The organism is Natrinema pellirubrum DSM 15624, from assembly GCF_000230735.2.
GTDB classification, from domain to species: Archaea; Halobacteriota; Halobacteria; order Halobacteriales; family Natrialbaceae; genus Natrinema; species Natrinema pellirubrum.
On record NC_019962.1, the window covers coordinates 1,160,225 to 1,185,438 of the forward strand.

Here is a 25,214-nt window from a genome sequence, read left to right on the forward strand (position 1 = left end):
CACTATCGGTCAGAACGGCAGCGAGGGCAAGTAACACCGTTACGCCAGCGAACCTGCTCCAACAGGTCCGCTGCGACCGATTCCGACCCAAACACATCTAGCGGAATCATGCCTAACGGACACCGCTGACGCGGTGTCCTTGCTCTCTTCGATTCGACAGCGACAGCTAAGCGGCGTCAACAATCTCCTACAGAAGAGCGTATGACGTTACTGTCCCGGCCGACGCCGAACCCGGAACCGTGTATCAGTTGAGCGGTACCGCGACGGTCGGTGAGACGACCGTCGACATCACCGGTGACAACGCAATCACTGCCGCCGACGATACCGGAACGGACGGGGACAGCGATGACGACAATAACACCGACCCTGACAACAACGATGCGGATCGATCGATAGAGCAAACCGAACTGATGCCGGGCGAATCGACGACGGTAACCGTCTCCGCCAATCTGCAAGAATCGGCAGACCTCTACTGGGAAACGTCGTTCCAACCTGCGTTCGAGAGCGCCGAATTCGTCGATAGCAGTGGTGCGGATTTCCCGGTCCTTGAGTCCGATAAAGGCTTGGCATCGTGGGGCAACGTCGACGCTGTTACTTTCAGCTACGAAGTGACCGTTCCGGAGAACGCTACCCCGGGAGACACGTTCGAGATCGAAGGGACGATCAGCGACGGGGCAGAGACGTTCGAGAGGAGTATTCAAGGCGATTCGACGATCGAAGTCGTCGAAGCGTCGGCGACCACTGGCAGCCTGGAACTCAGCGACCAATCCGTTCCGACGGGCGATACGGTCGTTGTCGATACAGCGACGGCAAACGTCGAATATGCCGCAGTAGTCATGGCAAACGGCACCGAAATCGGCTCTAGTGCGTCGATTCAGGCCAACGAATCAATCGAGAACTACGCCATAGAACTGGACGAACCACTGGAGGAAAGTCAGTCGGTTACTGTTCGTCTCCATGCAGCACAGCAAGGGAGTATCGACCAGCCACTCGAGACGACCGAAGGACAGATCGAATCAACCACGACAGTTTGGGTCGGTGCTGCGGCCTATGCCGATGAGAGCGGAATGGTCGGTCAAACAGGGACTTTCGAAGCGATCGGCGACTGGCGAGCGGGAGAGATCACTGATTCGGTAGTGTTTGACGTGATCGGAAGCTGGCGAAACGACGTACCCGTCCGCTAAAACCGTTTCAACCGCAGTAGTACTCTATTACGTCGCTATACTGGCGGTCCTGACTGTGCTGAAGCGAGAACCATCGCCGCTTATTTTCGATCGTTGCTTTTGGTATCCACTCGCAATACGTGGTGCTAACGGAACCGAGTACGTGGAACCGAGTACGGCTCTAATCAGTTGCTGCCCCTGAGTAATAGTAGCATGATCCGGGGGAGGCCGATCCACAAAGCATTTACAGGGTACGGATATAGGTTAATCTGCCCCTACCCAAAGGAAGCCCAACACATTCCGTTCGGTCGGCTCCCATCTGGGAGCCGATCGGTGGAGTGGTCGCTTCCAGCAAACTAATAGAAATAAACCATGACAGAAAACACAACCATGCGTGAAAAGGGACGTTCACTGTTCCTCGCAGCGCTTATGGTGCTTTCTGTAGTTGCGCTGACCGCCTCGTTTGCCGCTCCCGCAGCGGCTCAGAGCGCGGACACTGCAGAACGCACCCTCTCGAGTACCGAAGCCCAAGCAGGCGATGTAGTTGAGGTCACTGAAACGATCCAGCTGAGCGAGTCCGGAACGGTCGACTGGAGTGCTGAATTCAGTCCGGCCTTCCAGAACGTGGAATATACGAGCACTGATAACGCTGACTTCCCGACGTTCGACAACGATAAGGCACTTGCTTCGTGGGGCGACGTCTCCGAAGTGACGCTCGTCTACGAGGTCACGATCCCTGACGACGCGAACGTCGACGATACCTACACGATCAGTAGCTCGCTTTCCAGCCCCGAAGAAACCGATGTAACCGGCGAAGACACCATCACCGTCGTCGACGGCAGTGACGGTGGTGACGGCAGTGACGGTGGCAACGAAGACAACACCGGCGACGGACCTCGCTACGAAAACGATCTGTCCGTCTCCCCCGGTGACACCGTCTACCAGGGCGAGGAAGATACCGAATTCTCCGACGAGTTCACGTCGGACGTCCTGAACGGTGTCGAGAACGGCGGTGCCGAGGGTGAGCAACTCTCGTTCCCGATTCCGCAAGATCAGGAGACCGGTGTCTACGGTGATGGTAACGAAAACACCGTGACGGTCACCGACCCGCGCGTTGACGATATCACGATCAACCGTCTGGACGACAGCGGTAACGAGATCACTGACGTTGACGGCTCCAGCATCACGACCGAGGACGCCGATCAGATGAACGTCGTCGCGGACTACAACTTCGACGACGCCGAATACGCCGAACTCACCATCACGGACGAGAGCGACACCGACATCACGAACCAGGTCCTCGCGTCTGGTGAGGATGACACGCTCAAAGACGGTGAACCCGTCCGACTCGACCTCTCCGACGAGGACGCTGGCACCTACACCTTCACCGTCGAAGGTGGCGAGAACCTCGACTTCGGTTCCGCGGCTGACACCACGACGGTCGAGATGACGACCGACGACGACCTCGGCCTCGAACTCGCGACGAGCGACGCCGTGCGCGGCGATAACGTCAAGTACACGGTCACCAGCGGGAGCGACGATGACCTGCACTACGTGGTCATCGAGAGCTCCGACTTCCGTGACGGTGTCTCCCCGGACAACGCCGAACGCATCTTCCGCAACGTCGCAGACACGGAAGAGGTCGGTGCGTACGACGCGGATAACGACGTCAAGAATCCGGCCGACATCGAGGATGCCGACTTCGCGTGGGCTCAGGTCGAGATGGACGGCACGACCGCCGTCGGTCAGATCGAGACCCAGTACGTCGACGACTCCTCGATCGATGTCGACGTCTACAACAACGATGTCGCCATCGATCAGATCGACGACGCTGACTCCGAGGACGACGTTTCCCTCGACGTCTCCGAGGGCGACATCTCGATCGAGAACCCCAGTGACACCTACGTCGTCGGCTCCGAAATCGACGTGACCGGGAGCGCGACCGGTGCCGACGAGGTCGCACTCTTCGCTCGCGACAACAGCGACTGGGAACTGATCACCCAGAACATCGACGTCGACTCCGACGACACCTTCGAAGAGGAGGACTTCGTCCTCTCCAGCAGTGACCACGGTGACGGTGCGGACATTCTGAGTCTGCCCGGCACGTACCGCTTCGGTGTCATCGACCAGTCCGATGCCGACGAAGTGATGAACGACGACAACACCATCGGGACCTCGGACTTCAACCAGGGATCCAGCGCCAGCATGTCGCTGCGCGTGGCCGAAGGTGACCTGACCGCCGAGTTCGAGACGATCAACGGCGAGATCGCCGAGGACGTCGACGAGGACATCACCTTCGAAGGCACTGCTCGCGGCCAGAGAGAAGTCGTCGTCGCGTTCGTCGACCAGCGCGGTAACACGGTCGTCGACACGGTCTCGGTCGATAGCGACGACCACACGTTCGACGAAGAGGACTTCTCTCTGGCGGGTCTCTCGCAGGGAACGGTCTCCGCACACGTCATCTCGGACGGTCGTGACGATCAGTACGGTGACGACGACCTTCCCGGCACGTACACCGACATCGTAACGTGGGTCGACGAGCTTGAAGACGAGAGCCTTACTGGCGACCAGATCCGTGACCGTATCTCCAGTGAGACGGTCGACGAGTCCGCCAGCGACGACCGCATGGTCACGGACACGTTCCGCTACACGGACGCTTCGACCACGGTCGAGTCCGTCTACCCCGAAGGGGCTGCAGCTGACGGCGTCAACCCCGTCGGCATTGACGACACGATCGTCGCCGAAGGCCAGACCAACCTCCAGCCGTCCGACAACACGATCTCGGTGGAGATTCTCGACGAGGACGGTACCTCGAAGGAAATCGCCAGCACGGATGAGTGGAACACTGACGGTCAGTGGTCGCTCTCCGTCAGCACCGACAACCTCGACGTCGGCACCTACACGCTCGAATCGGACGACAGTGAAACCACCGACCGTACCGACATCGAGATCGTCGAAGAACGACAGGATGACGACGGTGACGACGGCGACGACGGCACCGACGGTGACGACGGCGAAGACGACACCGACGGTGACGACGGCGACGACGGCACCGACGGTGACGATGGCGACGACGGCACCGACGGTGACGACGGCGACGACGGCACCGACGGTGACGATGGCGACGACGGCACCGACGGTGACGACGGTGACGACGACGGGACGCCCGGCTTCGGCGTCGCTGTCGCCATGATCGCGCTGCTCGGTGCTGCGCTGATCGCACTCCGCCGTAACGACAACTAAGCAGTCGAACTACCAGGCTTCTCGCCTGGCCCTTGTCGCACATTCCTTTCTTTCGGCGTCGCTACTCGGCCAGTGACGACGCCAGCAGAAGCGATCCGTTCGCCGTCGCTGCGAGAGCTCGAGCCTGATCGCTGACGCTCGTTCTACACGACCGCGTCCCGTTCTACTAGGATCTCCTGATCCTCGAGACGCTTCTGGATCCGTCGATCGGACGCACCCTCGTCATCGTACGACCGGCTCGACAGTCCTGCAGTTCCGAGCCGAGATGCGTACTTCACTGACGGTCTGGTTCTTCTGAAAACCCACCAGAAAGTACTTACCAGCGTAGGCAAAGGTTCCGGTAACTACCATGCAGCTACGCACCGCGCTCTTACCAACGCTTTTCGCTCTCTGTCTCCTCCTCTCGACGGTCACGGTCGGCGTCGGGGTCGCGACGACCGACGTGACGAACGGAACCGAAACCGAACCAGAACCTGCCGACGGAACGGTCGGCTTCGCCGCGGCGGAAACCGTCGACCAGCGCGGCGACGTGGCGACGATCCGACTCGAGTTCACGAACACCGACGAGACCGACCTGTTGATTCGCTCGGCACAACGGAACTACAGGGCCGATCTTCGGGTCCGCGACGAGAACAACGACGGGACGGTCCACGTGCGATTTAACACGTTCCGCGGCCTCGAGCGCGACGGTCGTCCGGCCTTCGCTGCCGCGGGGGCTGACAGCGCCACCGTCCGCGAGCAGTCGACGACCCAATCGCTTCCCGTGCTCGAGTCGGGCCGCTACAACCTGATCGCGGCGACCGAGACGTCCCGCGTCGCGGCCGTGTTACGGCTCGACGACGCGACCAGCGGGGAGAGTCGAAGTATGGTCGTCGCCCCCAATTCGACCGCGGAGTTCGATCGTACCGTAACCGCCGAATCACTGACAAACGAGCGCGAGGTACCGACCAGGGTTGCACAGGGCGATCGCGACCGGGTCGAGTTCGAGGTCAGCGGGGTTGAGGGCCTCCTCGAGGGAGCGACACCGAACGACCGGCTCGTGTTCGCGAACGACAGTCGTCCGGGAGCTGAAACGACCCATTACCTCCGGCTGTCCCCCGATCGCGACCTTGAGACCGTGCGGACGATGGCGATCGACTACGACGACAGCGGGGGAGCCGCACCGAACGTTCAGGGGCTCGGCTGGCGGAACATCGCAGCGCTCGGCGTCGACTCGAACGGCGACGGCCGCGTTGATCGTACCCTGAAACACGCCGTGACCGGCGTCCGGACGACGTCCGACGGCGAGCTCGAGGTTCGGTTCGACGGCTCGGTTACGATCTCGGACTCGGAGACGCTCATCGCGGCGTATCGGGCGACGAATCCGAGCGAGAGCGGCACCGCTGACGTTCGCGTCAGCTTCGATTCGGGGCAGTACGTCGAAACCGGGACCGTCGGATACGGACTGCCCAGCCAGGGCACCCTCGGCCACGGTGTCGATCTCCGGCTCCGATCGGCTGATGATCCATCCGCGTCCGTCCCGCCGCTTGCCGCCACGACAGTCGCGTACGAGCCGACGACGAACACGCTCACCGCCGCCGTCGATACGGCGAGCCTCGAGACAGGTACGTACGCGGTCCAGCTCCGTATCGACGAGGAATCGCCGCTCGATCACGAGCGAACGGTCCTGAGAGAGGAGTTCACCGTCGTCCCTCGATCGGTGACGATCTCGAATACGGGACTGACGAACGAGTCGACGCTGGCCGTCGCTACGTCGACGAATCTCGCACCGGGGAGTCCGGTAACGATCCGGGTACGGACGGACTCACTGCAGGGCGGCTACCTGATCGAGCGTAGTTCGACGGTCGACCGGGACGGGACGGCGTCGTGCGAGTTCGACCTACTGGACACCGAGTCCCCGCTGCTGATTTCGGTCAGGCAGAACGACTCGGTACTCGCGGGCCCGATCGAGTACGAACCGTCGACGAGCGAAACGTCCTAAACTGGTTGGGAGAGGTGACGGCGAAATCCGTTCGACTCTCTCGAGCGAATTGGTGACCGTTCTATCTGCTGGGGTGTATAAATGGCCGTCCGTGGGCAGGTTCGTCCTACAGCGCGCGAGTGACCGGGATTACAGATCCATTGACACTTCGCCCAATTCCGCGATCGAACGCGAGATACGAGCGTCACTGACGCCCCTGTCGACCGCTGCGATCAGCTCGACACCCTCGGAGCGGCGACCGTTTCGCCGCACTCATTGGAACTGTCACGGCGACCACCCAGAACGTCGACTGTGGGACGGACGAAGGCGAACACGCAGCTAAAGCGACGAAAGCGTAACCGGACACGATCGGTCGAGTGGCGCGGTTAGGATTCAGTCGTGTCCGAATGGAGCAAGCAGAACGGCAACGTTGCGGTCTCCGGGCGACTCGGATACGACCGCGACGGCCAACGAAAAGTCGGGCGGCACTGGCGGCGGACGGCCGCTCAGGAGGGTCAGAGCCAGCGCGTCGTCGTAACGGACTGGAAACGGACATTGGGGCGGCAACGCGGAGCAGGCCCGGGCCGTGATCATCGAGCAAGGCGGTCGATGGGCGGTGGTGATGGCGGCGGTCTTCCCGAAGTGGAGGTTACGCGACGGCCCGGCGAGAAGCGCACATTCTGGGATACGTGATCGATTACATAGGTTGACGAGCAATAGCAACTTCAATATTGAAATAGCGACCGTCCCGACTGAATCGAGCCTTCTCGGCTAGTCTAAGCGACAGAGTCGTCAGCGACCGATTAGGGGTGGATCGAGCCGTAATCGGTCACTCGTAGACGTCGCTCGTGGCGACCAGTCGCTTCCAGAGACTCGTGGAGTCGTTGTATCTGGCCCACAGCAACATCGCCGGCGGGAGGGCGACGATCGACGTAACGAACGAGTAGGCGACGCTCAGCGCCATCAACAGGCCGAAGTCCCCGAGTACGGGCGTAATCGCCAGTGCGAGCGCACCGGTTCCGAGCGAAGTCGTGAGCATACTTCCCATGAGCGCACCGCCGGTTCCCGAAAGCGTCCTCGTAATCGCAGTGAACGCATCGTTCGTTTCACTGAGTTCGTCGACGAACCGGTGTGTCGTGTGGACGGAGTATGCGATCCCGAGCCCGACGGAAATCGACAGGATCGTCCCTGTCAGCGCGTTCAGCGACATGCCGAGGAGCCGCATCGTGGCAATCAAGAGCGCGATCGCGATCAGGATCGGGAACACGTTGACGATCCCGAGTAACGGCTTTCGCTCGAGTGCGGCGTACGTGATGACGAGGAACACGGCAGTCAAGCCGATTGCGAGGATCAGGCCTTGGACCGACGACGAGAAGATCAGGTCGGTCACCGCTGCGAAGACGACGATATTCCCCGTTGCCGTCGCTTCGTAGCGGAAGTCGGTGGCGAACTCGGCGGCGTCCGCGGCCACCGCCTGCTGGGACGCATCGCCGTCGATGGCGTACTCGACCTGGGCCTTGCGTCGGTCTTCGGTCAGATACTGTTCCGCCTGCGAGCCGGCCGACGACGCGAACAGTTCGTCGTAGATCAGATCGAGGTTCCGATCGGGGATGTCGTTGTCGTTCCGATCGTTCCGATCGACGAGCGCGGCGAACTCGGGATCTTCGGCGGCGTGGGCTTGGATGACCGTGATGATGCTCCGTGCCTCCGCTTCGCCGCCGGAGCCGACTGCGAGGTTGCTCGGTGGATCGTCGTTCGGGTCGGCCAGAGCCTCGAGCGCGTGGTCGTCCTCGAACGATCCTTCGACGTATATCTTGACGGATTCGTCTTGGTCCGTCGCGAACTTGTCTTCGAGGAGGTTGATCGTTTCCGTTACCGTGTACTCGTTGGGGGCGAGCGGGGCCGGGACGTATGAGACGTACGCGGGTTGCTCTTCGGGAGGCAGGAAGTCCTCAGTGTCGAATGAGGTATCAACTCCCGCCCCGTACCCGGCCGCCGCGCCTCCTATGACGATGAGTACGATGACGAACACGAGCGGTGCGTGGCGACTCGCCTTGGCGGGCATCGCAAGGAGGCGTCCGAGGGACGAGTCCTCGGATGCGATCGGGTCCGAGCCGAACTCGGGGATGCCGAACCGCTCGCGAAGTTGGTCGACCTCCAGCTTGGCTGCCGGAAGGAAGATTCCGAAGATGAAGAACGTGAAGATGATCCCGACACTCGAGGCGATTCCCATGTTCCGGATGGGGCCGAGGTCCGAGATCACGTTCGCCCCGAACCCGAAGACGGTCGTCACCGTGACAATGACGAACGCGACCATAAGCTGATTGTTCGCGGTCCGCATCGCCTCGAGCGGTTCGTACCCCTGGACGGTTTCCTCACGATACCGGTTGACGATATGAATCCCGAAGTCGACCCCGACGGCCAACAACAAGACAGGAACGGAGACCATCTGCTGGTTGAACGGAATCCCGGAGTATCCGAGGAAACCGAACGTCCAGATGACCGTCATCAACAGCGCCAGAAGCCCCAGCGCGAGGTCGATCGGGTCCCGGTACGAGATCGCAAGGAAGGCAAGCAACAGGAGGACGACCACGGGCATGACGAGCGTCATCGAGTCACCGATGACGTTCGCGGTCTCCGCGTCGGTGATACCGCTCCCGAACGCACGAATGTCGCCCGTCTGGTCGCTCGCGATCGACTTGATCGACAGCTGAATGTCGGTCAAGTCGTCGTCGGTGAACTCGTTCGGGATGTCGTGGGAAATCACCGTGATCGAGGCCGACGCCGACGCCGCCGTCGGGTTGAAATCCGTGGACAGGGTGCGCTTAAACGTGGGATCGTCGCTCTGCTCCCGGATCGCCTGTCGAATCTCGGTAGTCGTCGCGGATTCGATTACCTGCCGCTGTTCGGCCGGTGTGGTCGCCGTCGGATCGATCGCCTGAGCGATAAGCGGTGCGGGTCCGTTCGCCGACTCCATGCGGAGGTCCTCGCGCTGTTCGACGCGTTCGAGGACCAGCAGACTCCGGATGAGGCCTTCCTTGGTCAGAACGTTATCTCCGGTATGGACGAGCTGTGTCGTCTCGTCCGAGGTCTGGAACGGGCCTTCGAACTCCTCGTTGACGGAGTCAAGCGCGTCCTGTTCCGGGAGGTCTTCGGTAAACGAGTCCGTCGAATCCGTATCGGTGGTGACCAGTCCGAATCCACCGGCGAAGACGACGGTGAGGACCAGAAACCCGATCACGACTGTTCGTGATCGGGCGATGATCACGTCATTGAGGGTTTCGGTCGCAGTCTCGATTCGCTCGCCCGCTGTCATCGATTAGTCCCTCCGATACCAGAACACGCCGACCGCGCCGATGAGAAGCGAGCCCGTGATGAGGACCAGCGATAGCGGGAAGCCGCCGTCGTCGGTCGTAACGGACATCGGCACGCGAATCGTGTTCGAAAGCTGGCTCTTGTTCCGTTCGTCGTCGTATCGGAAGTCAAAGGAGACCGGGTACGTCTTTTCTGTCGCCGACTCCGACGCGCTCAGTTCGAACGTCATGGTGACCGACTCGCCGGGCTCGAGCGACTCGACGTAACCCGTGTCGTCGTCACCGGTGTCGAGCGGGTCGTCGGCGAAGATACGCGCCTCGACATCGGTCACGGTCTGATTTAGTTCGTTCGTGACCGAGACGGTGATCGCTTGCTCGCCGCCGGCCGTGATCGTCGACTCCTGTATATCGACATCGAACTGATCACGTTCGGGAGCGATATCGGCAGTCACGTCGAGTTTGGTGTACTGACGGATCTCCGCCTCGGAGTTCCGATAGCGGACGGCGAAGTCCAGCAATTTCGCTCCGGCTTCGGCCTCGCTGCTCACTTCGATCGGCAGTCGGAACGACTTCGATTCTCCGGGTTTGAGTGATCCGACGGCGACGGACCGTTCGATAGGGATCACGTTCGGCGAGTCGTCGTCGGTGAACTGAACGACGGCGCTCCCGACCGGTTTCGGGCCCGTGTTCGTGACGGTCCCTGAGATACTCCCGTCTTCGCCCACGCGAAGTGTCGAGGAAACGTTTTCGAGGCCGAACGACTGTTCGGCGGTGGTGGGGATACCCGCCTCTAACTGGCGAGAGGTTTGATCGATGCCGTTGGAATCGGTATAATCGACGGAGAGATCGACGGAGTAGCCGCGATGTGGCGCATCGTCCGACAGTCCGACGCTGTAGTTTGCGGTTTTCGTTTCACCCGGTTCCCAGTCGCCGACGTATCCCGTCGAACTCGCCGGACCGGCGCCGAACGTCAGTTCTTTCGTCTTCGACTGTGCCGTCACGCTCGCGTCACGTGCCGTCTCGGTTCCCGTGTTCCGAAGCGTTACCGCGACGTCGTTTCGATCGCCGATCTGTGCGCTCGAGTCGACGCCGACGACGTCGAACCGTGGTTTGTCGTCCACTTCGATCTCGACCGTCGCCGTCCGCGTTCGCGTGAGGTCGTTGTATTCGGTACTCGCACCATACTCCGCAACTCGAGTGTACGAGTACTCGTATTCGACCGGAAGCTCGTAGACGCCGGGATCGAGCCCCTCCGGAACGGTGATCTCGACCGGCGAGACGTCCCTCGTTCCCGTCGGCACGTTACCGACGGCGACTGAACCGCTATTTACCTCCAACGGGGACTCCTCGTCCTGAAATGACATCGACAGACCGCGCGCAGTGGTGACGCGGTCCTCGTACTGCTGCGGGCCGGCGCGGTCGATCTGTCCGCGGTTCGTAATCGACAGCGGCAACTCGACTGTCGTTCCCGGCGTCAGCTTCCCGGCCGACGTCTCGATCGAGATATCCGGCTGCCCGACGACCTGACCCGACGACGACTGTGCGACTGCGGGTCCGACTCCCGCAGTCACGACCAATACGACCACGAGCAGCGACGCGAGTTGATTAAGCGGCTTCATCGTCCGTGCCACCCATATTCGAGCGGCGAGCGGTTCTGCACATACTCAACGAAGTCAGAGTGAATGAACATTCAGTTGTTTCCTTACCAACCCGTTCATATAGATGTATTGTTTCATTACCGGAGCTGAGTTCCACGTAGAGCTGGCTTACTGGAGCGGACCGATCGGTCGCAGTTCCGTTTTGCGACCCTCGAGACTGTGTGACGGGCGGATCGACCGGCGGAGAGAATACAGTCGACGACGTTAGTCGTCCGCGGCCGTAGGTTCGACTTCCCCGGCGGCGGACTCGGCGCGCTCGAGGTCCTCCAGATACTCGTCAGCGTCCAGGGCGGCCTTCGAGCCCATGCCGGCCGCGGTGACGGCCTGCTGGTAGTGGTAGTCGACGACGTCGCCAGCCCCGAAGATTCCGGGGACATCGGTTTCGGTCTGGTCGCCGCCGTCGCCGCCCTTCGTTTTCAGGTAGCCGTCGGCATCGGTTTCGACACCGGTGTTCTCGAGGTAGTCGGTGTTGGGGGTGTGGCCGATCGCGAAGAAGACCGCGCCGACGTCGAAGTCGAACTCCTCGGTCTCGGGGTCGTCGAGGCGGTCGGTGGGGTGGCCCTGCTCGTTTTCGACGAGGGTGACGTGGTCGACGCCGTCTTCCTGAGAGCCGTGGATCTCGATCAGTTCGGTGTTTTTCATGATCTCGATCTCGCCCTCCTCGACTTTCTCCTGAACGCGATCGACCCAGTAGTCCTCCGCGCGGAACTCCTCGCGGCGGTGGGCGATGTAGACGGTGTCGGCGAACTTCGTGAGGAAGGTTGCTTCCTCCATGGCGGCGTCGCCGCCGCCGACGACGAGCATGTCCTCGCCGCGGAAGAACGCGCCGTCACAGGTCGCACACGTCGAGAGACCGTAGCCCATGAGTTCGTCCTCGCCGGGGATCCCGAGCGTGCGGGCGCTGGCACCCGAGGCGGCGATGACGGCGTCGGCGGTGTAGACGTCGCCGTCTTTCATCTCGACGCGGAAGGGACGTCTCGAGTCATCGACGGACTCGATGATACCGTTTTTCAGGTCAGCACCGAACTGTTTTGCCTGCTCTTTCATGTTGTTGACCAGTTCCGGGCCGCCGATGCCGTCGGGGAAGCCGGGGTAGTTGGCGACGTCGGTAGTCAGGGTGAGCTGACCGCCGGGTTCGTCGCCTTCGATGACCAGTGGCTCGTTGTTCGAGCGGCCGGCGTAGATGGCGGCGGTGAGGCCGGCGATGCCGGTGCCGGCGATGACGAGTTTGCGGTGTTCGACGATCTCATCGTCGGTGTCCTCGGCGATGCCCAGCTTTTCGTCGAGTTCGCCGGTCTCGTTCAGCGCGGAGGTGTCGTCCCAGCCACCGATGAGTTCGTCGTCGATGAACACCTCGGGAGCGGTCTGGCGGCCGTCCGCGCGCTCGACCATCTCCTCGAAGAGTTCGTCGTCGTCGGTGACGTTGTACGTCTCGTACTCGATGCCTTTGCTGTCGAAGAGATCTTTGGCCTTCTCGCAATACGGACAATCAGTCTTCGTATAAATCTCGACGCGTGGCTGGTCGCTCATGTGTCACGGTTGGGGTAGAGCGCCTAAACCGCTTGCGTTCTCAGCAATCACTCCCCCTTACTGTGACGCGGGCGCCGTCGTCGGGGCCGTCACGAACGCCGCTCTACCAGCCCGTTGCGGTCGGTTCGAACTGCGAGCAGCGTCGCACGTCTCGCTGCAGCGGCGATCGCTCGACGCACACGCTGAGACCGCACCGGACGGTTCGACCGCACTCTGCTGACGGCCCATCGACCAGCCGATGCACTTACGGACGCAAGCGATGACGATCGGATATGGCCGCCGATCTCGAGGAGAAGACGAACCGGTACGGAGAGTTGCTCGCGGAGGCGCTCGAGGAGGCGACGATCGCACCGCCTGAGGGGACACCGATGGCCGAGGCGGCCGCCGACTGCTACGAGATGGCGGCGTCGTATCTGGACGACGGCAACCATTTTCGGGAGCAGGACGACCTCGTCAACGCACTGGCGTCGTTTTCGTACGGACACGCGTGGCTGGACGCGGGTGCCCGGGTCGGACTGTTCGACGTCCCGAGGGAGGGGCATCTCTTCACCGTCGAGTAGCGACTCGGGCCGTCCGACGACACTCGGTCCCAGGTGGAGAATCCCACACGATTAATCACTATGTAACCGGAACCTATATAATAGAAAATACGGTCAGTTTATAAAGTAGGCGAAAGGTTTATATGCGTTTCGACCTTACCCTATGTTAGCCGAGGCGACCGGGTTTCTTCTGGTTACCCCACCCGGGAGCCCCGAGTAACCCACCCGATACACCATGACAGATACGAGCATCCGAACCTATACGAACGAGCGAGAGGCGGAGACCGAGGACGAGACCACGGTATCCGACGAGCAGGAACACTGCCCCGAGTGTGGTGGCCGACTGGTTTCCGACGACGAACACGCCGAGACGGTCTGTACGGACTGTGGCCTCGTGGTCGAGGAAGACGAGATCGACCGCGGCCCCGAATGGCGTGCGTTCGACGCTGCCGAGAAAGACGAGAAGTCCCGCGTCGGCGCGCCGACGACCAACATGATGCACGACCAGGGGCTCTCGACCAACATCGGCTGGCAGGACAAGGACGCCTACGGCCGCTCGCTCTCGAGCCGCCAGCGCCAGAAGATGCAGCGCCTGCGCACCTGGAACGAGCGGTTCCGAACCCGTGACTCCAAGGAGCGCAACCTCAAGCAGGCGCTGGGCGAGATCGACCGGATGGCCTCTGCCCTTGGTCTCCCCGAGAACGTCCGCGAGACGGCAAGCGTCATCTACCGGCGCGCCCTCGAGGAGGACCTGCTGCCGGGCCGCTCGATCGAGGGCGTCGCGACCGCGTCGCTGTACGCCGCCGCCCGACAGGCCGGCACCCCCCGCAGTCTCGACGAGATTTCGGCGGTCAGCCGCGTCGAGAAGATGGAACTGACCCGCACGTACCGCTACATCATTCGGGAACTCGGCCTCGAGGTCAAGCCGGCCGACCCCGAACACTACGTGCCCCGTTTCGTCAGCGACCTCGACCTCTCGGACGAAACCGAGCGCATGGCGCGTGAACTGCTCGAGTCCGCGCGACAGGAGGGCGTCCACAGTGGCAAGTCCCCGGTCGGCCTCGCGGCCGCCTCGGTCTATGCCGCCGCCCTCTTGACCAACGAGAAGGTCACCCAGAACGAGGTCAGCGACGTCGCCAGTATCTCCGAGGTCACCATCCGCAACCGCTACAAAGAACTGCTCGAGGCCTCCGATACGGCCGCACCTGCGTAAGCTTCCGACCGTCATCTGTCAGGTCGGCTCGGAGCGGGTGGTATTCTCGACCGTCCGAAACTGCGGCAACGTTTTTCTATCCCCCAGTGAAAGGGAGTCACATGGATACGACGACCGTCCAGTTACTGTGTCCCGAATGTACCAAAGACTGGCAGGTCTCCCCGGACGAACTCCCCGCAGCTGCGGAGATGTTCCACTGCCCGAACTGCCATGCCTCCCACCGGACCGCCGAGTTCATGCGGACGGATCGTGACCTCCAGACGCTGAAACAGCTCGGCTAGCAGTACGGTTTCTCCCGCCGTCGTTCTCCGAGTAGTCACCGTTTAACTCTCCGGAGCCAGCATCTCGGAACTTGGGGAGAAACGAATTATTACGACGAGAAATAAACCTCTACCTCGATCCCGGCCTGTGATTACGCCGTTGTAGGTGATCCGTTCGAACCGTACCGGACGATGACAGGCCGTTCGATCGCCACGGGGCGCGTGTTAACGCAACTCAAGATAATAATATAACCCTGCAGTGGGTAGGAGTGGATGGTTATGAAGAAGCAGGAGCTCATTCACCTTCACGGCCTTCTCGCGGAGGTATCGAACCAGTGCGCCGAGTGGGACAACTGTCAGATCGATCTCGAGAAATACGAAGCGAAAGGGATCCGACCGACATCCATCCATAAATCGAAGACCGACCACAAGGCCGCTGTTTTTGCACTCGCCGGGGGAATCACGAAGAACATGCGTGAGGAAGGGGAGCAGGAAGCAGTCGCCGCTACTGCCGACTGAGTCACTCGTCGCATCCTCCGATCGTCACAACCGCTGCGGAGTCTCATCTCTCTCGGTTCGACGTTCTCCGATACCCGACTCGAGACGGACGACTATCGGACTATTCGCCGTCCGTGACCCCGAAAACGACTACTCGACGAGATCCTCGAACTCAGGGAGGATTTCCTCGTCGTCACTCTCGTCCTCGTCGATGTCGGTCGGCGACTCGACGGCTTCGTCGTCGGCCGACCCGGTTCCGGCCGATTCGTCGTCCGTTTCGTCCTCGGCGTCTTCGTCTTCGATGATCTCGATTTGCGTGACCTCGAGCGGGATGTTCTCGAGGCGTTGGCCGATCTCCTTGCGCGCGATTCGGGAGGCGTGTTCCTCGCGCTCGACGTTGAAGACGGTCATCTCCAGTTCGAGCGCGACGAGTGCCTCGTCGGCCGCGATGAACGCGGGGGGCAGTTCCTCTCCGGACGGAGAGGTACGCTCGCCCATGTTGATCTCGACGTAGTTCAGGTCAGGGTTCAACATCTCGCCCGTCTTCGAGATGGCGATACGGATCGCCTCGTCCGGTGTTTCGACGTCGAATACCGGCACGGCAGCTTCGACGACAACCCTGCAATTCATACCTAGACATTGTGTGGCCTACAGTAAGAAGGTTCGCCCGACCGGGAAGCGGCGGAAACGCGTTGTTGTGCCGGGTCGGCCCGGTCGGTTCGAAAGGCAAAAGCCTGCCCCCGCGAAGGCCCCAACGAATGGCGACGGGCACGATCGAACTCGCGGAACTCGCCGGTGGACTCGATCTGTATCGGACCCTCGAGAGCGGACAGAGCTACCTCTGGCGACGCGAGGACGGCGAGATGTATCACGGGGACCCCGCGCCCGGCGCGTGGTACTCGACGGTCGTCGACGGCGACGTGATCCGTGTTCGGTCTCGCGACGATCGCCTCGAGTGGGCATCGACGACCGACGCCGAGCCGACCGTCCGTCGACTTCTGTGTCTGGACGACGACCTCGAGGCGATCGTCGCGGCCGGACCGGACGATCCCCTACTCCGGGAGGCCTATGAGGCCCACCGCGGGCTGCGTCTGGTTCAGGATCCGCCCTTCGGCTGTCTGATCGCGTTCATCTGCTCGGCACAGATGCGGGTGAGTCGGATCCATGGGATGGTCAGGGCGCTGGCTCGGGAGTACGGCAGTCCGATCGCCTTCGACGGCGAGACCTACCACGCGTTCCCGACGCCCGAGCAGCTGGCGGCCGCGACCGAGGCCGAACTCCGCGATCTCGGATTAGGGTATCGCGCCCCTTATGTCGTCCGGACCGCCGAGATGGTCGCCGACGGAGAAGCGCATCCGGCCGCGGCACGGGACCTCGAGTACGAGGCCGCCCGGGCGTACCTGACGCAGTTCGTCGGTGTCGGTGACAAGGTCGCCGACTGCGTCCTGCTGTTCTCGCTGGGCTTCGACGAGGCTGTCCCGCTCGATACGTGGATCAGGTCGGCGATAGAGGAGTACTACCCCGACTGCGATCGAGGGTCGTACGCTGATACTTCTCGAGCGATCCGGGAACGACTCGGTGGGGAGTATGCGGGGTACGCCCAGACGTACATTTTCCATCACTTACGAACCGGCGACTGACGGACCGGCCCGCCGACCTGACGAGTAACTTCATCGGCGCAACCGACGCTCGGAAGCGTTTTGTGAGATCACTGTCAATTGTTCGGTATGGCTACCGACTCGGCCATCGTTCTCCTCGTAACTGGTGGGTTCGTCGGGGCACTCGGGTTCCTGATCAAGTACTTCGGTGCGGTCCGGCTGATCGCGGGCTACGATCCGGACCGGGTGGCCGACGAGGAAGGCCTGGCGGACTTCATCGGAACCAATACGCTGTACGTGGCGGCGCTCGTTTTCCTCGTCGCCGGCGTGGAGTACACGGATTCGTTCGGCGGTTCGGACGTGGTCTGGATCGGCTTCGTCGTCGGCGTCGTCGGGCTTGCCGCTCGGATGATCGTCGGCGCTCGCCGCTACGAAGAGTCACAATAGACGTAGGCAGGGCCGTTCCGACGCGTCGTCATGTCACTCGCCGATCGATCGGCCGCGGATTTTTGCCCGTCGCGCTCGAGGCCACGAACATGACCGACCGAACCCGCGCACACGTTTTCGTCTCCGGAACGGTACAGGGCGTCTACTACCGCGCGAACACCCGTGATACGGCCCAAGAGAACGACGTCGACGGCTGGGTGAAAAACCTCGAGGACGGTCGCGTCGAGGCGGTCTTCGAGGGCCCCGATGACGCCGTCGAAGCGATGGTCGAGTGGTGTCACACGGGCAGTCCCGCCGCCGAAGTCGACGACGTCACGGTCGAATACGAGGAGCCTCGAGACGAGGACGGGTTCGAGATCCGGTACTGAATCGTCACTCGGAACGCTCGGTCGAGCGGTACCCCGTTTTCGCGGCCACGTCGGCCACATCGGTGCCGATTCAGCGACGCAGCGTCCGGATAGCGACCGCGACGTACTCGATGAACGACACGGTCGGCGTTCCGGGCAGATGGATATCGGGGTCCGGTTGTGCGAGCGGGGGGTCGTGAAATTCGTCGTCGGCGCTGTCGATCGGCTCGGTTGCTTCGAGCGTGTTCATGTGTGCGATACGGGTCGGGAGTACTTATGCGTTCAGAGTTATCGAGACGAAATTAAGTCGAATAATCGTTATCGAGTCCGGGTCCCGCGGGCCGCGAGGGCATGTATCACGGACCGCTGGGTGAGTAGACCGCTCGAGACGCCGTGGGTTCACTCGGCGTCGGACAAATGGGCCGCGAGCCACGGCGGTTTCTCGGTATACGCCCACTCGGCCCAGTCGGCCTTCTCGCCGGCGTAGTAGGCGCGACAGGCCGCGACCGGATCGCCGGGTCGTTTGTACTCCTCGGGCATCGCCTGCGGGCGCGGCGTCGGCTCGTCTGACGGGAACGCGATCGCGTCGACTGCGATGCGCTCGATGACCGACCAGCTCGCGTGGGCCTCGTCCTTGTCGTAGCGCTCGACGAACTCCGCGTTGAGCGCCTCGGCGTGGTCGCGCAGCCGGAGCCAGTTGGCCCGGGATTCGGTGGCCCACCGCGTGACGGGGTGATCGACGTGAGTCGAGCCATAGAGGAACTCGGCCTCGTAGCCGTTCTCGCGGGCGGCAGTACACAGGACCTGGGCGGCCTCGAGCAGCAGCTTGTTGACGTGCTGGTCGCAGTGATACCGCGCCGCGAGACGGGGATCCTCGTCGAGCCAGAAGACGTTCACGGTGAGGCTGGGGACCGCGTCGGTTTGAGGCTGCCGGTCGTCCGCAATCTTCACCAGTCGGCCGGTCGAACCAGCAGCCATGATTACAGGCGAGCGGATGGCCGCCGTCGACGAGAACGCCGCGGCGCTCGGCGTCCCGCGAAAGCAGTTGATGGAATCGAGCGGGGGCGCCGTCGCTCGCGCGGTCCGCGAAGCGGCGGACCCGGGCGCGAGCGTCGCCGTCGTCGCCGGCCGCGGGAACAACGGCGGGGACGCCTTCGTCGCGGCCCGGTTTCTCGATGAGTACGACGTAACGACGCTGTTGCTGGGCCGGGCCGACCGGATCGGCACGGAGATCGCTCGCGAGAACTGGGCGGCCCTCCAGCGGGCCGACTACGAGACACACGAGGTCACGGACTCGAGCGCGGTCGACCTCCCCGAGGCGGACGTGATCGTCGATGCGATGCTCGGGACGGGAATCAGCGGCGAGTTGCGGGAACCGGCCGCCACCGCGGCCGCGGCGATCAACGCCGCCGACGCGACGGTCGTCTCGGTCGATGTCCCCTCCGGGTTCGACGCCGACGGCGGCGACCACGCCGACAACGGCGTCGACGCCGATCGGGTCGTCACCTTCCACGAGACGAAGCCGGGGCTCGACGATCTCGACGCGGCGGTCACGGTCGCGGATATCGGCATCCCGGCAGCCGCAGAACGATTCGTCGGCCCCGGTGACGTGGCCCTCGCGCGGCCGGACGGTCGCGAGGGTCGACCCAACGTCATCGGCGGCGGTCCCTACACCGGCGCGCCGGCGCTGGCCGCACAGGCCGCCCTGCGGGCCAGCGCGGAACTGTCCTTCGTCGCTGCCCCCGATTCCGTCGCCGGCGAGATCCAGGGCTACAGCGAGGATCTGATCGTCCAGCCCTACGACAGCGAGGTGCTGACGCCCGACGTGGCCGACGACCTGCTCGAGACGGCCGAGCGCTACGACAACGTCGTCGTCATCGGCCCCGGCCTCGGGGCCGCCGACGAGACCCTCGAGGCGACCCGCCAGTTCCTCTCGGGCTACACGGGCCGGGCGGTCGTCGACGCCGACGCGCTCGCGGTCGTCCCCGAAATCGAGACCGACGCGACGCTGGTCTGTACGCCCAACCGGGGCGAACTGGCACGGATGGGCGGCCCGGACACCGACGATCTGGCGGCCGCGGCCGACGAGATCGAGGCCTTCGCGGCCGATCTGGGACACGTCGTCCTCGCGAAGGGTGCAAACGACGTGATCACCGACGGCGAGCGGACGCGGATCAGCCGCTCGGGTACCGTCGGCATGAAAGTCGGCGGCACCGGGGACACGCTCGCCGGGATCGTCGCGGCGTTGCTCGAGCATGCCGACCCGCTCGAGGCCGCCGCAGCGGGCGCGCACGTCAACGGGCTCGCGGGCGAACGCCTCGCCGAGCGCGACGATTACGGCCTCCTCGCGTCGGAACTGGTCGGGGAACTCCCGGCGGTCCTCTGGGGTGACGGCGATGAGTGAGGACGCATCGGACGGCAGTGCGGGCGACGCCGACGATCTCACGCACACCACCGAGGACGGGGACGTCCAGATGGTCGACGTCGGCGACAAGCCCGACAGCGAGCGTCGCGCCGTCGCGGCCGGCGAGATCCGGCTCCAGTCCTCGACGATCGAGGCGATCCGGGCCGACGAGGTCGGCAAGGGCGACGTCCTCGCGACCGCCCGCATCGGTGCGATCCAGGCCGTCAAACACACCTGGGAGACGATCCCGATGTGTCACCAGATCCCGATCACGAACGTCGATACCGAGTTCGCCCTCGACGAGGACCGAATCGAACTCCGAGTCACCGTCGAGACCACTGGCAAGACCGGCTGCGAGATGGAGGCCCTCGAGGGCGTGACGACCGGCCTGAACGTCGTCTGGGACATGGTCAAGGCCGTCGAGAAGAACGACGCGGGCCAGTATCCCGAGACCGGGATCGAGAACGTGCGAGTCGTCTCGAAGGAGAAAGATCGGATCTGAGTTCTCCACGATTTCAGTCGTAGACGGTCGCACTGTGACCGTGTGAATCGAAACCGATCGAGGGAGCAGCCCGGATACCGATCGCCGGTGTGAAACCTCGAGTTCACGCTGCTTTGCGGCGGCTGGCAGCCCTCTGGCGAGTTCAGAATACCGTGGTATCGTGCTTGACTAGTACTCGAGCGGGCACTACCCGCACTCGCGTTCCGAGTTGTTTAGGCTGGCCTAAACCGTAAGTGATAAAATTGTTTAGGCAAGCCTAAAACTGTATGTCGAAAACGAAACGATGCGATTGGACGCAGTTACGGGCGGTGTTCGTCATCGGAATGCTCTGTCTGTCCCTGTTCGCCGGGGTCGGCCTCGTCACTGGTTCCCCGTCGGACGTCTACGTCACCGTCTCCGACGTCGAGGTCTCGGACGACGAACCGACGACCGGCGATACCGTTACCGTCACACCGACGATCCGCCACTCGAGCGAACAGGACGGTGGGTTCCAAGTCACGCAAGTCGTGTTGACGGCACCCGATCGAGGCAAGGTCGACGAAGCGAGCGATCTCGGTTCGATCGGGGCCGGTGAAACGATCGACGTCCCCCTGCAGACGACGGTCGAAACGGCGGGAGAGAAACGCCTCGTCGTCAAAGTACGCGGGCTCAAAGAGGACGCGGACGGAAACCTGCAGCGAATCGGGGTCATCGAGCGCCCGGTATACGTCAGCGCGTCCGAGCCGTCCCGTGATTCACCGACGGAGCCGCGGCTCCAGATCGACACCGATCGGGCGGTCGCCGGCACCGACGTTCCGGTCGGCGTTACCGTCTCTAACGGTGACGACGAGGAACTGACCGATCTGGTCCTGCGACTCGACGGCGAGGGGATCGTCGAGGAGCAGACCCGGATCCGACCGACGCTCGGAGCCGGGAACATGACGACGTTCGATTTCCGGGTACGGCCCGACGAAGCGGGTGAGACGGAGCTCACGGCCACCCTGGAGTACGGCGACGACAGCCGTGTCGAAACCGTCCGGTCGATCCAGGTCGAACCGTTGCGAGAGGATGTCGATCTACACGCGTCGATCCTCGAGCGAAACGAATCGACGGTGCTGCAGTACCGGGTTACCAACCGAGGGAACGCCCCGATAGACGACGTGACCCTCTCCGGCCGAGTGAACGACGAGCAGTTGCCGGGTGCGACGATCGCGACCGTCGACGCCGCGTCGGCGGAGACGGTGACGATTCCGGTCAGCGACGCGCCGACGGGAACCGCCGAAATCGAAGCGACGTACAGGGCCGACGATCGCACGGAAGGCATCGATCGAACCGTCGATCTCGCCGGTCCGACTGCGACCGACTCCGAGATCGGTGTCGGCAGCGATCGGGCGGCGTTTCTCCCCGGCAGTTGGGGGCAGCTCCTGCTCGGTGGCGTCGGTGCTACGCTCGTCTGCGTCGCCGCGATCGCCGGTATCGGCTATCGACGACGACAGTAGCGGCGGCGATCCGGTGGGGTGAACCGCCGGCCTACAGATCCATCCCGCCGTTGACGTCGATCACTTCGCCGGTCACGTACGAGGAGTCCTTGCTCGCGAGGAATCGAACTACTGCGGCGATGTCTTCGACCTCCGCCAGTCGCTCGAGGGGGATCCCCGCGATGATCCGGTCTAACACCTTGTCCGGGACGCTCTCGAGCATATCGGTGGCGGTAAAGCCCGGCGCGACGCAGTTGGCCGTCGACCCACCTTTCGCGAGTTCGAGGGCGATCGTCCGCGTGAAGCCGAACATCCCGCTTTTCGCGGCCGCGTAGTTTGCCTGGCCGTAGTTGCCCTGTTTGCCGACGACGCTCGAGATGTTGATCAATCGACCCTCCTCGGCGTTCCAGAGGTCGTCGTAGAACAGTTGCGTACAGTTGAACATGCCGCCCAGATTGACGTCCATCACGCGGTTCCACTCCTCGGGGGACATCTCGGTGAACTGTTTGTCGGCCGTGATGCCGGCGTTGTTCACGAGGACGTCCGCCGGGCCGAACGCCTCGTGGCAGACCTCGACCATGTTCTCGACCGCCGCACGGTCGGAGACGTCGGCCTGAGCCGCGACCGCCGAGCCGCCGGCCGACTCGATGGCGTCGACTGCCTCGTAGGCCTCACCCTCCGACGACCGGTAGTTGATGACGACGTTCGCTCCCTCCTCGCCGAGGTACTCGGCGATGCCGCGACCGATCCCCTTCGCCGAGCCCGTAATAACGCAGGTACGACCATCCATGGACATGACTCACACATTCAACGTCCGATGGTAAATAACGACCTGTTAGCTATCAATACAGTGAGGGTGCAAACGACCGGAGGGCGACCGGGGCGATCGGATCGCCCCACCGTCGACACCGGCCTCAGCGCTCTCGAGCCTGGTCGATCCAGTCTTCGACTCGAGTCGGCGAGATCCCGGTTTCGGCGGCGAGGTCGGCGACATCGGCGTTGGCCAACTCCGCGAACGTCTCGATCCCGGCCTCGGCGAGCGCCGCTGCGTAGGCGTCGCCGATGCCACGGAGATCGGTGAGATCGTCGGGTTCGGACGCGATCTCCGAGGCCACGTCCTCGCCAGCGACCTCCTCGACGACGTCCTCGTCGACGGTCATCTCGCCCGGTTCGGCCGGTTCCGCCTGAACCGATCCCTCGCCGCGATCGGCGATCTCCGCATCCGAGCGATCCTGACCGTGGAACTCGCTCGTCTCGGCGTCGATATCCGTCCCCGACTCGATGTCGATGCCGCCGTCGGCGAGGTCGCTGGCACCCGATTCGTTGCCGGCGACGTCCTCGGCCAGCGCCGCGTCCGCGTCATCGGGGTCGGTCGACCGGTCCGAGGTGGGTGACTCTTCATCCGTCCCGTTCGAGCGCGCCTCGAACCAGTCACAGACCTCCGGCCAGAGTTCCGCGTGGCTTCGCGAGGAGACGGACATGCCGATGTGGCCCGTCGCGAACTCGAGGATCTCGGTGTCGTCCGAGGCGATCTCGTCGTTGAACGGTTTGGAGGCCGCCGGCGGGATGAGGTGGTCGTACTCCGCGACGATCTGGAGGACGGGCATGTCGATGTTGCCCAGATCGACGTGTTCGCCGCCCAACCGGAGTTCGTTTGCGTAGAGCTTGTTCTCCTGATAGATGTCGCGGATGAACTCCTCGTAGGCCTCGCCGGCCACGTCGATCCCCTCCGCCAGCCAGCGCTCCATCCGGGCGAAGTTCTCGACGAAGTCCTCGTCTTCCATGTTGTCGTAAAACGTGACGTACTTGGTCACGTTGTTCTGGACCGGATCCATCAGGGCGAAGCCGACGTCCAAGAACTCGGCGGGAACGTTGTCGAACGTCGCCGTGACCGTCTCGGGGTCGTAGTAGTCCTCGCTGCCCCACAGCTCGAGGACGCCGCCGTCGCCGTCGAAGCAGAGCCCGGCGGCCATCAGCGCCAAGTTCTCGACTTTCTCGGGATACAAGGAGGCGTACATGGCCGACATCGTCCCGCCCATGCAGTAACCGAGGATGTTGATCGACTCCCGTCCCGATCGTTCACGGACCACGTCGACGCAGTTGTCGATATACCGGTTGACGTAGTCGTCGAGACCGAGCGTCCGATCCAGCTTGGAGGGTTCGCCCCAGTCGATCAGGTAGACGTCGAAGCCGGCCTCGAGCAACGTCTGGACCACGGACCGATCGGGCTGGAGATCGAGGATGTAGGGCTTGTTGATCAGCGCGTAGACGATGAGGATGGGGATGTCGTGTTGCTCCTCCGTCATCGGCTCGTAGTGGAGGAGCTTGAGCTTGTTCTCCTCGTAGACGACCTCGCTGGGCGTTTGCCCAACCCCGACGTTCTCGACGGTTTCGGTCCGGTCGGGTGCGACACTGCTTTTCTCGGCCAGGTCGGCGGTCGCCTCCCAGGCCTGCCGTTGCATGTTCAGGGCGGTTGCGAAGGGGTTCTTCATTGCTCCTCTAGGTGGTCGAGAACGCGGTCGAGTTTCTGCTCGACGGCGTGCTGGCGGCGCTCGAGTTCGACGAGCCGATCCCCGACCTCGACGATGTCGTCCTCGGTCGCGAAGCCGAGCGTGTGCAGCGTCTCCTGAGCCGCCTCGTCGGCCTGCTGTTGCAGTTCGAGGACGTCGCCGACGGTCTCGCCGGTCATCTTGGCGAACGCGGTCGTCGACATCACGTCCTTGAACGCCTCGTTGGCCGTGTTGAGCCAGATGTCACGGAACTCCTCGATGTCGACGTCCTCGCCCTCGAGTTGGTCGTTCATCCGATCGACCATCTGCTGGGAGGCGTTCATCCACGTCTCGTAGGCACGGGCATACCCCTCGACGCCGTCGGAGAGTTCCTCGTCCTCGCTCAGTTCGCCGACGCTTTCGGACCAGCGCTCGACGAACTGGGCTTGGGCTTCCATGTTGTCCTCGAGTGCGTCGAGGAACTGCTCGTTCCACTGTTCGGCGAACGCGCTCCAGTCTCCTGCCTGGGGCTGGTGTTGGTCTGACATATACGGAAATTGGGGATGGTGGGTGAAAAACGGGTGGGCCTAAT

Annotated in this window: 22 protein-coding genes and 1 pseudogene; 13 read left to right on the forward strand and 10 right to left on the reverse strand. The window is 63.0% G+C overall.

All coding sequences use genetic code 11. The annotated features are described in order from the left end of the window. Window positions 1-5: 5 nt before the first annotated feature. Window positions 6-110: pseudogene (locus tag NATPE_RS21035) on the reverse strand (transposase); the annotation flags it as partial. A 300-nt stretch (window positions 111-410) separates the two neighbouring features. Here NATPE_RS21035 and NATPE_RS05745 point away from each other — a divergent pair. The 3 genes from NATPE_RS05745 (at window position 411) to NATPE_RS05755 (ending at window position 6,387) form a co-directional block, all read left to right on the forward strand. Further along, a complete protein-coding gene (locus NATPE_RS05745; protein WP_241432718.1) occupies window positions 411-1,184 on the forward strand; it encodes a hypothetical protein in 774 nt (257 codons plus the stop codon). 351 nt (window positions 1,185-1,535) lie between these two features. After that, entirely contained in the window at window positions 1,536-4,406 is a 2,871-nt protein-coding gene (gene csg, locus NATPE_RS05750; protein WP_152422556.1) for an HVO_2072 family ArtA-dependent S-layer glycoprotein, read from the forward strand. A 349-nt stretch (window positions 4,407-4,755) separates the two neighbouring features. Further along, window positions 4,756-6,387: a DUF7827 domain-containing protein gene (locus NATPE_RS05755; protein ID WP_006179704.1), complete on the forward strand. Its 1,632-nt coding sequence runs from the start codon at window positions 4,756-4,758 to the stop codon at window positions 6,385-6,387. Window positions 6,388-7,195: 808 nt separating this feature from the next. On the opposite strand, the gene NATPE_RS05760 is transcribed toward NATPE_RS05755, so the two are convergent. From NATPE_RS05760 to NATPE_RS05770, 3 genes are all read right to left on the reverse strand, one after another. After that, the gene (locus NATPE_RS05760) at window positions 7,196-9,682 is read right to left on the reverse strand and encodes an efflux RND transporter permease subunit (protein ID WP_006179703.1); all 2,487 of its coding nucleotides are present in this window, start codon (window positions 9,680-9,682) and stop codon (window positions 7,196-7,198) included. Window positions 9,683-9,685: 3 nt separating this feature from the next. Next, window positions 9,686-11,299 carry a COG1361 S-layer family protein gene (locus tag NATPE_RS05765; protein ID WP_006179702.1) on the reverse strand — a complete coding sequence of 538 codons (1,614 nt, stop codon included), beginning with the start codon at window positions 11,297-11,299 and terminating at the stop codon, window positions 9,686-9,688. A gap of 243 nt (window positions 11,300-11,542) precedes the next feature. Continuing rightward, the gene (locus NATPE_RS05770) at window positions 11,543-12,868 is read right to left on the reverse strand and encodes an FAD-dependent oxidoreductase (protein ID WP_006179701.1); all 1,326 of its coding nucleotides are present in this window, start codon (window positions 12,866-12,868) and stop codon (window positions 11,543-11,545) included. Between the two features lie 272 nt (window positions 12,869-13,140). Here NATPE_RS05770 and NATPE_RS05775 point away from each other — a divergent pair, with 272 nt between their 5' ends. The 4 genes from NATPE_RS05775 (at window position 13,141) to NATPE_RS05790 (ending at window position 15,399) form a co-directional block, all read left to right on the forward strand. Then, a complete protein-coding gene (locus NATPE_RS05775; protein WP_006179700.1) occupies window positions 13,141-13,428 on the forward strand; it encodes a DUF357 domain-containing protein in 288 nt (95 codons plus the stop codon). 214 nt (window positions 13,429-13,642) lie between these two features. Continuing rightward, complete coding sequence (locus NATPE_RS05780) at window positions 13,643-14,620, forward strand: transcription initiation factor IIB (protein WP_015298819.1); 978 nt, start codon at window positions 13,643-13,645, stop codon at window positions 14,618-14,620. A 101-nt stretch (window positions 14,621-14,721) separates the two neighbouring features. Continuing rightward, window positions 14,722-14,901 (forward strand): DUF7836 family putative zinc-binding protein, encoded by a 180-nt coding sequence (locus tag NATPE_RS05785; protein ID WP_006179698.1) that lies wholly within the window; start codon window positions 14,722-14,724, stop codon window positions 14,899-14,901. A gap of 258 nt (window positions 14,902-15,159) precedes the next feature. Beyond that, on the forward strand, window positions 15,160-15,399 hold the full coding sequence (locus tag NATPE_RS05790; RefSeq protein WP_006179697.1) for a UPF0058 family protein: 240 nt from the start codon (window positions 15,160-15,162) through the stop codon (window positions 15,397-15,399). A gap of 129 nt (window positions 15,400-15,528) precedes the next feature. Here NATPE_RS05790 and NATPE_RS05795 read toward each other — a convergent pair whose 3' ends face one another. Continuing rightward, window positions 15,529-16,008, reverse strand: coding sequence for a DUF555 domain-containing protein (locus NATPE_RS05795; RefSeq protein WP_006179696.1), 480 nt, complete (start codon window positions 16,006-16,008; stop codon window positions 15,529-15,531). Window positions 16,009-16,136: 128 nt separating this feature from the next. Here NATPE_RS05795 and NATPE_RS05800 point away from each other — a divergent pair, with 128 nt between their 5' ends. From NATPE_RS05800 to NATPE_RS05810, 3 genes are all read left to right on the forward strand, one after another. Continuing rightward, on the forward strand, window positions 16,137-17,018 hold the full coding sequence (locus NATPE_RS05800) for a DNA-3-methyladenine glycosylase family protein (RefSeq protein ID WP_006179695.1): 882 nt from the start codon (window positions 16,137-16,139) through the stop codon (window positions 17,016-17,018). Between the two features lie 87 nt (window positions 17,019-17,105). Continuing rightward, window positions 17,106-17,423, forward strand: a complete 318-nt coding sequence (locus tag NATPE_RS05805; RefSeq protein ID WP_006179694.1) for a DUF3784 domain-containing protein — start codon at window positions 17,106-17,108, stop codon at window positions 17,421-17,423. Between the two features lie 89 nt (window positions 17,424-17,512). Next, a complete protein-coding gene (locus NATPE_RS05810) occupies window positions 17,513-17,791 on the forward strand; it encodes an acylphosphatase (RefSeq protein ID WP_015298821.1) in 279 nt (92 codons plus the stop codon). Window positions 17,792-17,861: 70 nt separating this feature from the next. Here the strand turns inward: NATPE_RS05810 and NATPE_RS22125 are convergent, their stop codons facing one another. Together NATPE_RS22125 and NATPE_RS05815 are read right to left on the reverse strand one after the other, a co-directional pair. After that, entirely contained in the window at window positions 17,862-18,020 is a 159-nt protein-coding gene (locus NATPE_RS22125; protein ID WP_015298822.1) for a hypothetical protein, read from the reverse strand. Window positions 18,021-18,169: 149 nt separating this feature from the next. After that, entirely contained in the window at window positions 18,170-18,667 is a 498-nt protein-coding gene (locus NATPE_RS05815; RefSeq protein ID WP_049804834.1) for a hypothetical protein, read from the reverse strand. A gap of 79 nt (window positions 18,668-18,746) precedes the next feature. Here NATPE_RS05815 and NATPE_RS05820 point away from each other — a divergent pair, with 79 nt between their 5' ends. The 3 genes from NATPE_RS05820 to NATPE_RS05830 all read left to right on the forward strand — a co-directional run bounded on the left by NATPE_RS05820 (window position 18,747) and on the right by NATPE_RS05830 (window position 22,154). After that, on the forward strand, window positions 18,747-20,174 hold the full coding sequence (locus NATPE_RS05820) for a bifunctional ADP-dependent NAD(P)H-hydrate dehydratase/NAD(P)H-hydrate epimerase (protein WP_006179691.1): 1,428 nt from the start codon (window positions 18,747-18,749) through the stop codon (window positions 20,172-20,174). Next, a complete protein-coding gene (gene moaC / locus NATPE_RS05825) occupies window positions 20,167-20,676 on the forward strand; it encodes a cyclic pyranopterin monophosphate synthase MoaC (protein WP_015298824.1) in 510 nt (169 codons plus the stop codon). The genes NATPE_RS05820 and moaC overlap by 8 nt, the downstream gene beginning before the upstream one ends. A gap of 266 nt (window positions 20,677-20,942) precedes the next feature. Next, window positions 20,943-22,154: a COG1361 family protein gene (locus NATPE_RS05830; RefSeq protein ID WP_015298825.1), complete on the forward strand. Its 1,212-nt coding sequence runs from the start codon at window positions 20,943-20,945 to the stop codon at window positions 22,152-22,154. Window positions 22,155-22,185: 31 nt separating this feature from the next. Here NATPE_RS05830 and NATPE_RS05835 read toward each other — a convergent pair whose 3' ends face one another. The 3 genes from NATPE_RS05835 to NATPE_RS05845 all read right to left on the reverse strand — a co-directional run bounded on the left by NATPE_RS05835 (window position 22,186) and on the right by NATPE_RS05845 (window position 25,170). Beyond that, complete coding sequence (locus NATPE_RS05835) at window positions 22,186-22,929, reverse strand: beta-ketoacyl-ACP reductase (RefSeq protein WP_006179688.1); 744 nt, start codon at window positions 22,927-22,929, stop codon at window positions 22,186-22,188. Between the two features lie 118 nt (window positions 22,930-23,047). Continuing rightward, window positions 23,048-24,625 (reverse strand): class III poly(R)-hydroxyalkanoic acid synthase subunit PhaC, encoded by a 1,578-nt coding sequence (gene phaC / locus NATPE_RS05840; RefSeq protein ID WP_006179687.1) that lies wholly within the window; start codon window positions 24,623-24,625, stop codon window positions 23,048-23,050. Next, window positions 24,622-25,170: a poly(R)-hydroxyalkanoic acid synthase subunit PhaE gene (locus NATPE_RS05845; RefSeq protein ID WP_006179686.1), complete on the reverse strand. Its 549-nt coding sequence runs from the start codon at window positions 25,168-25,170 to the stop codon at window positions 24,622-24,624. The genes phaC and NATPE_RS05845 overlap by 4 nt, the downstream gene beginning before the upstream one ends. Window positions 25,171-25,214: the final 44 nt, after the last annotated feature.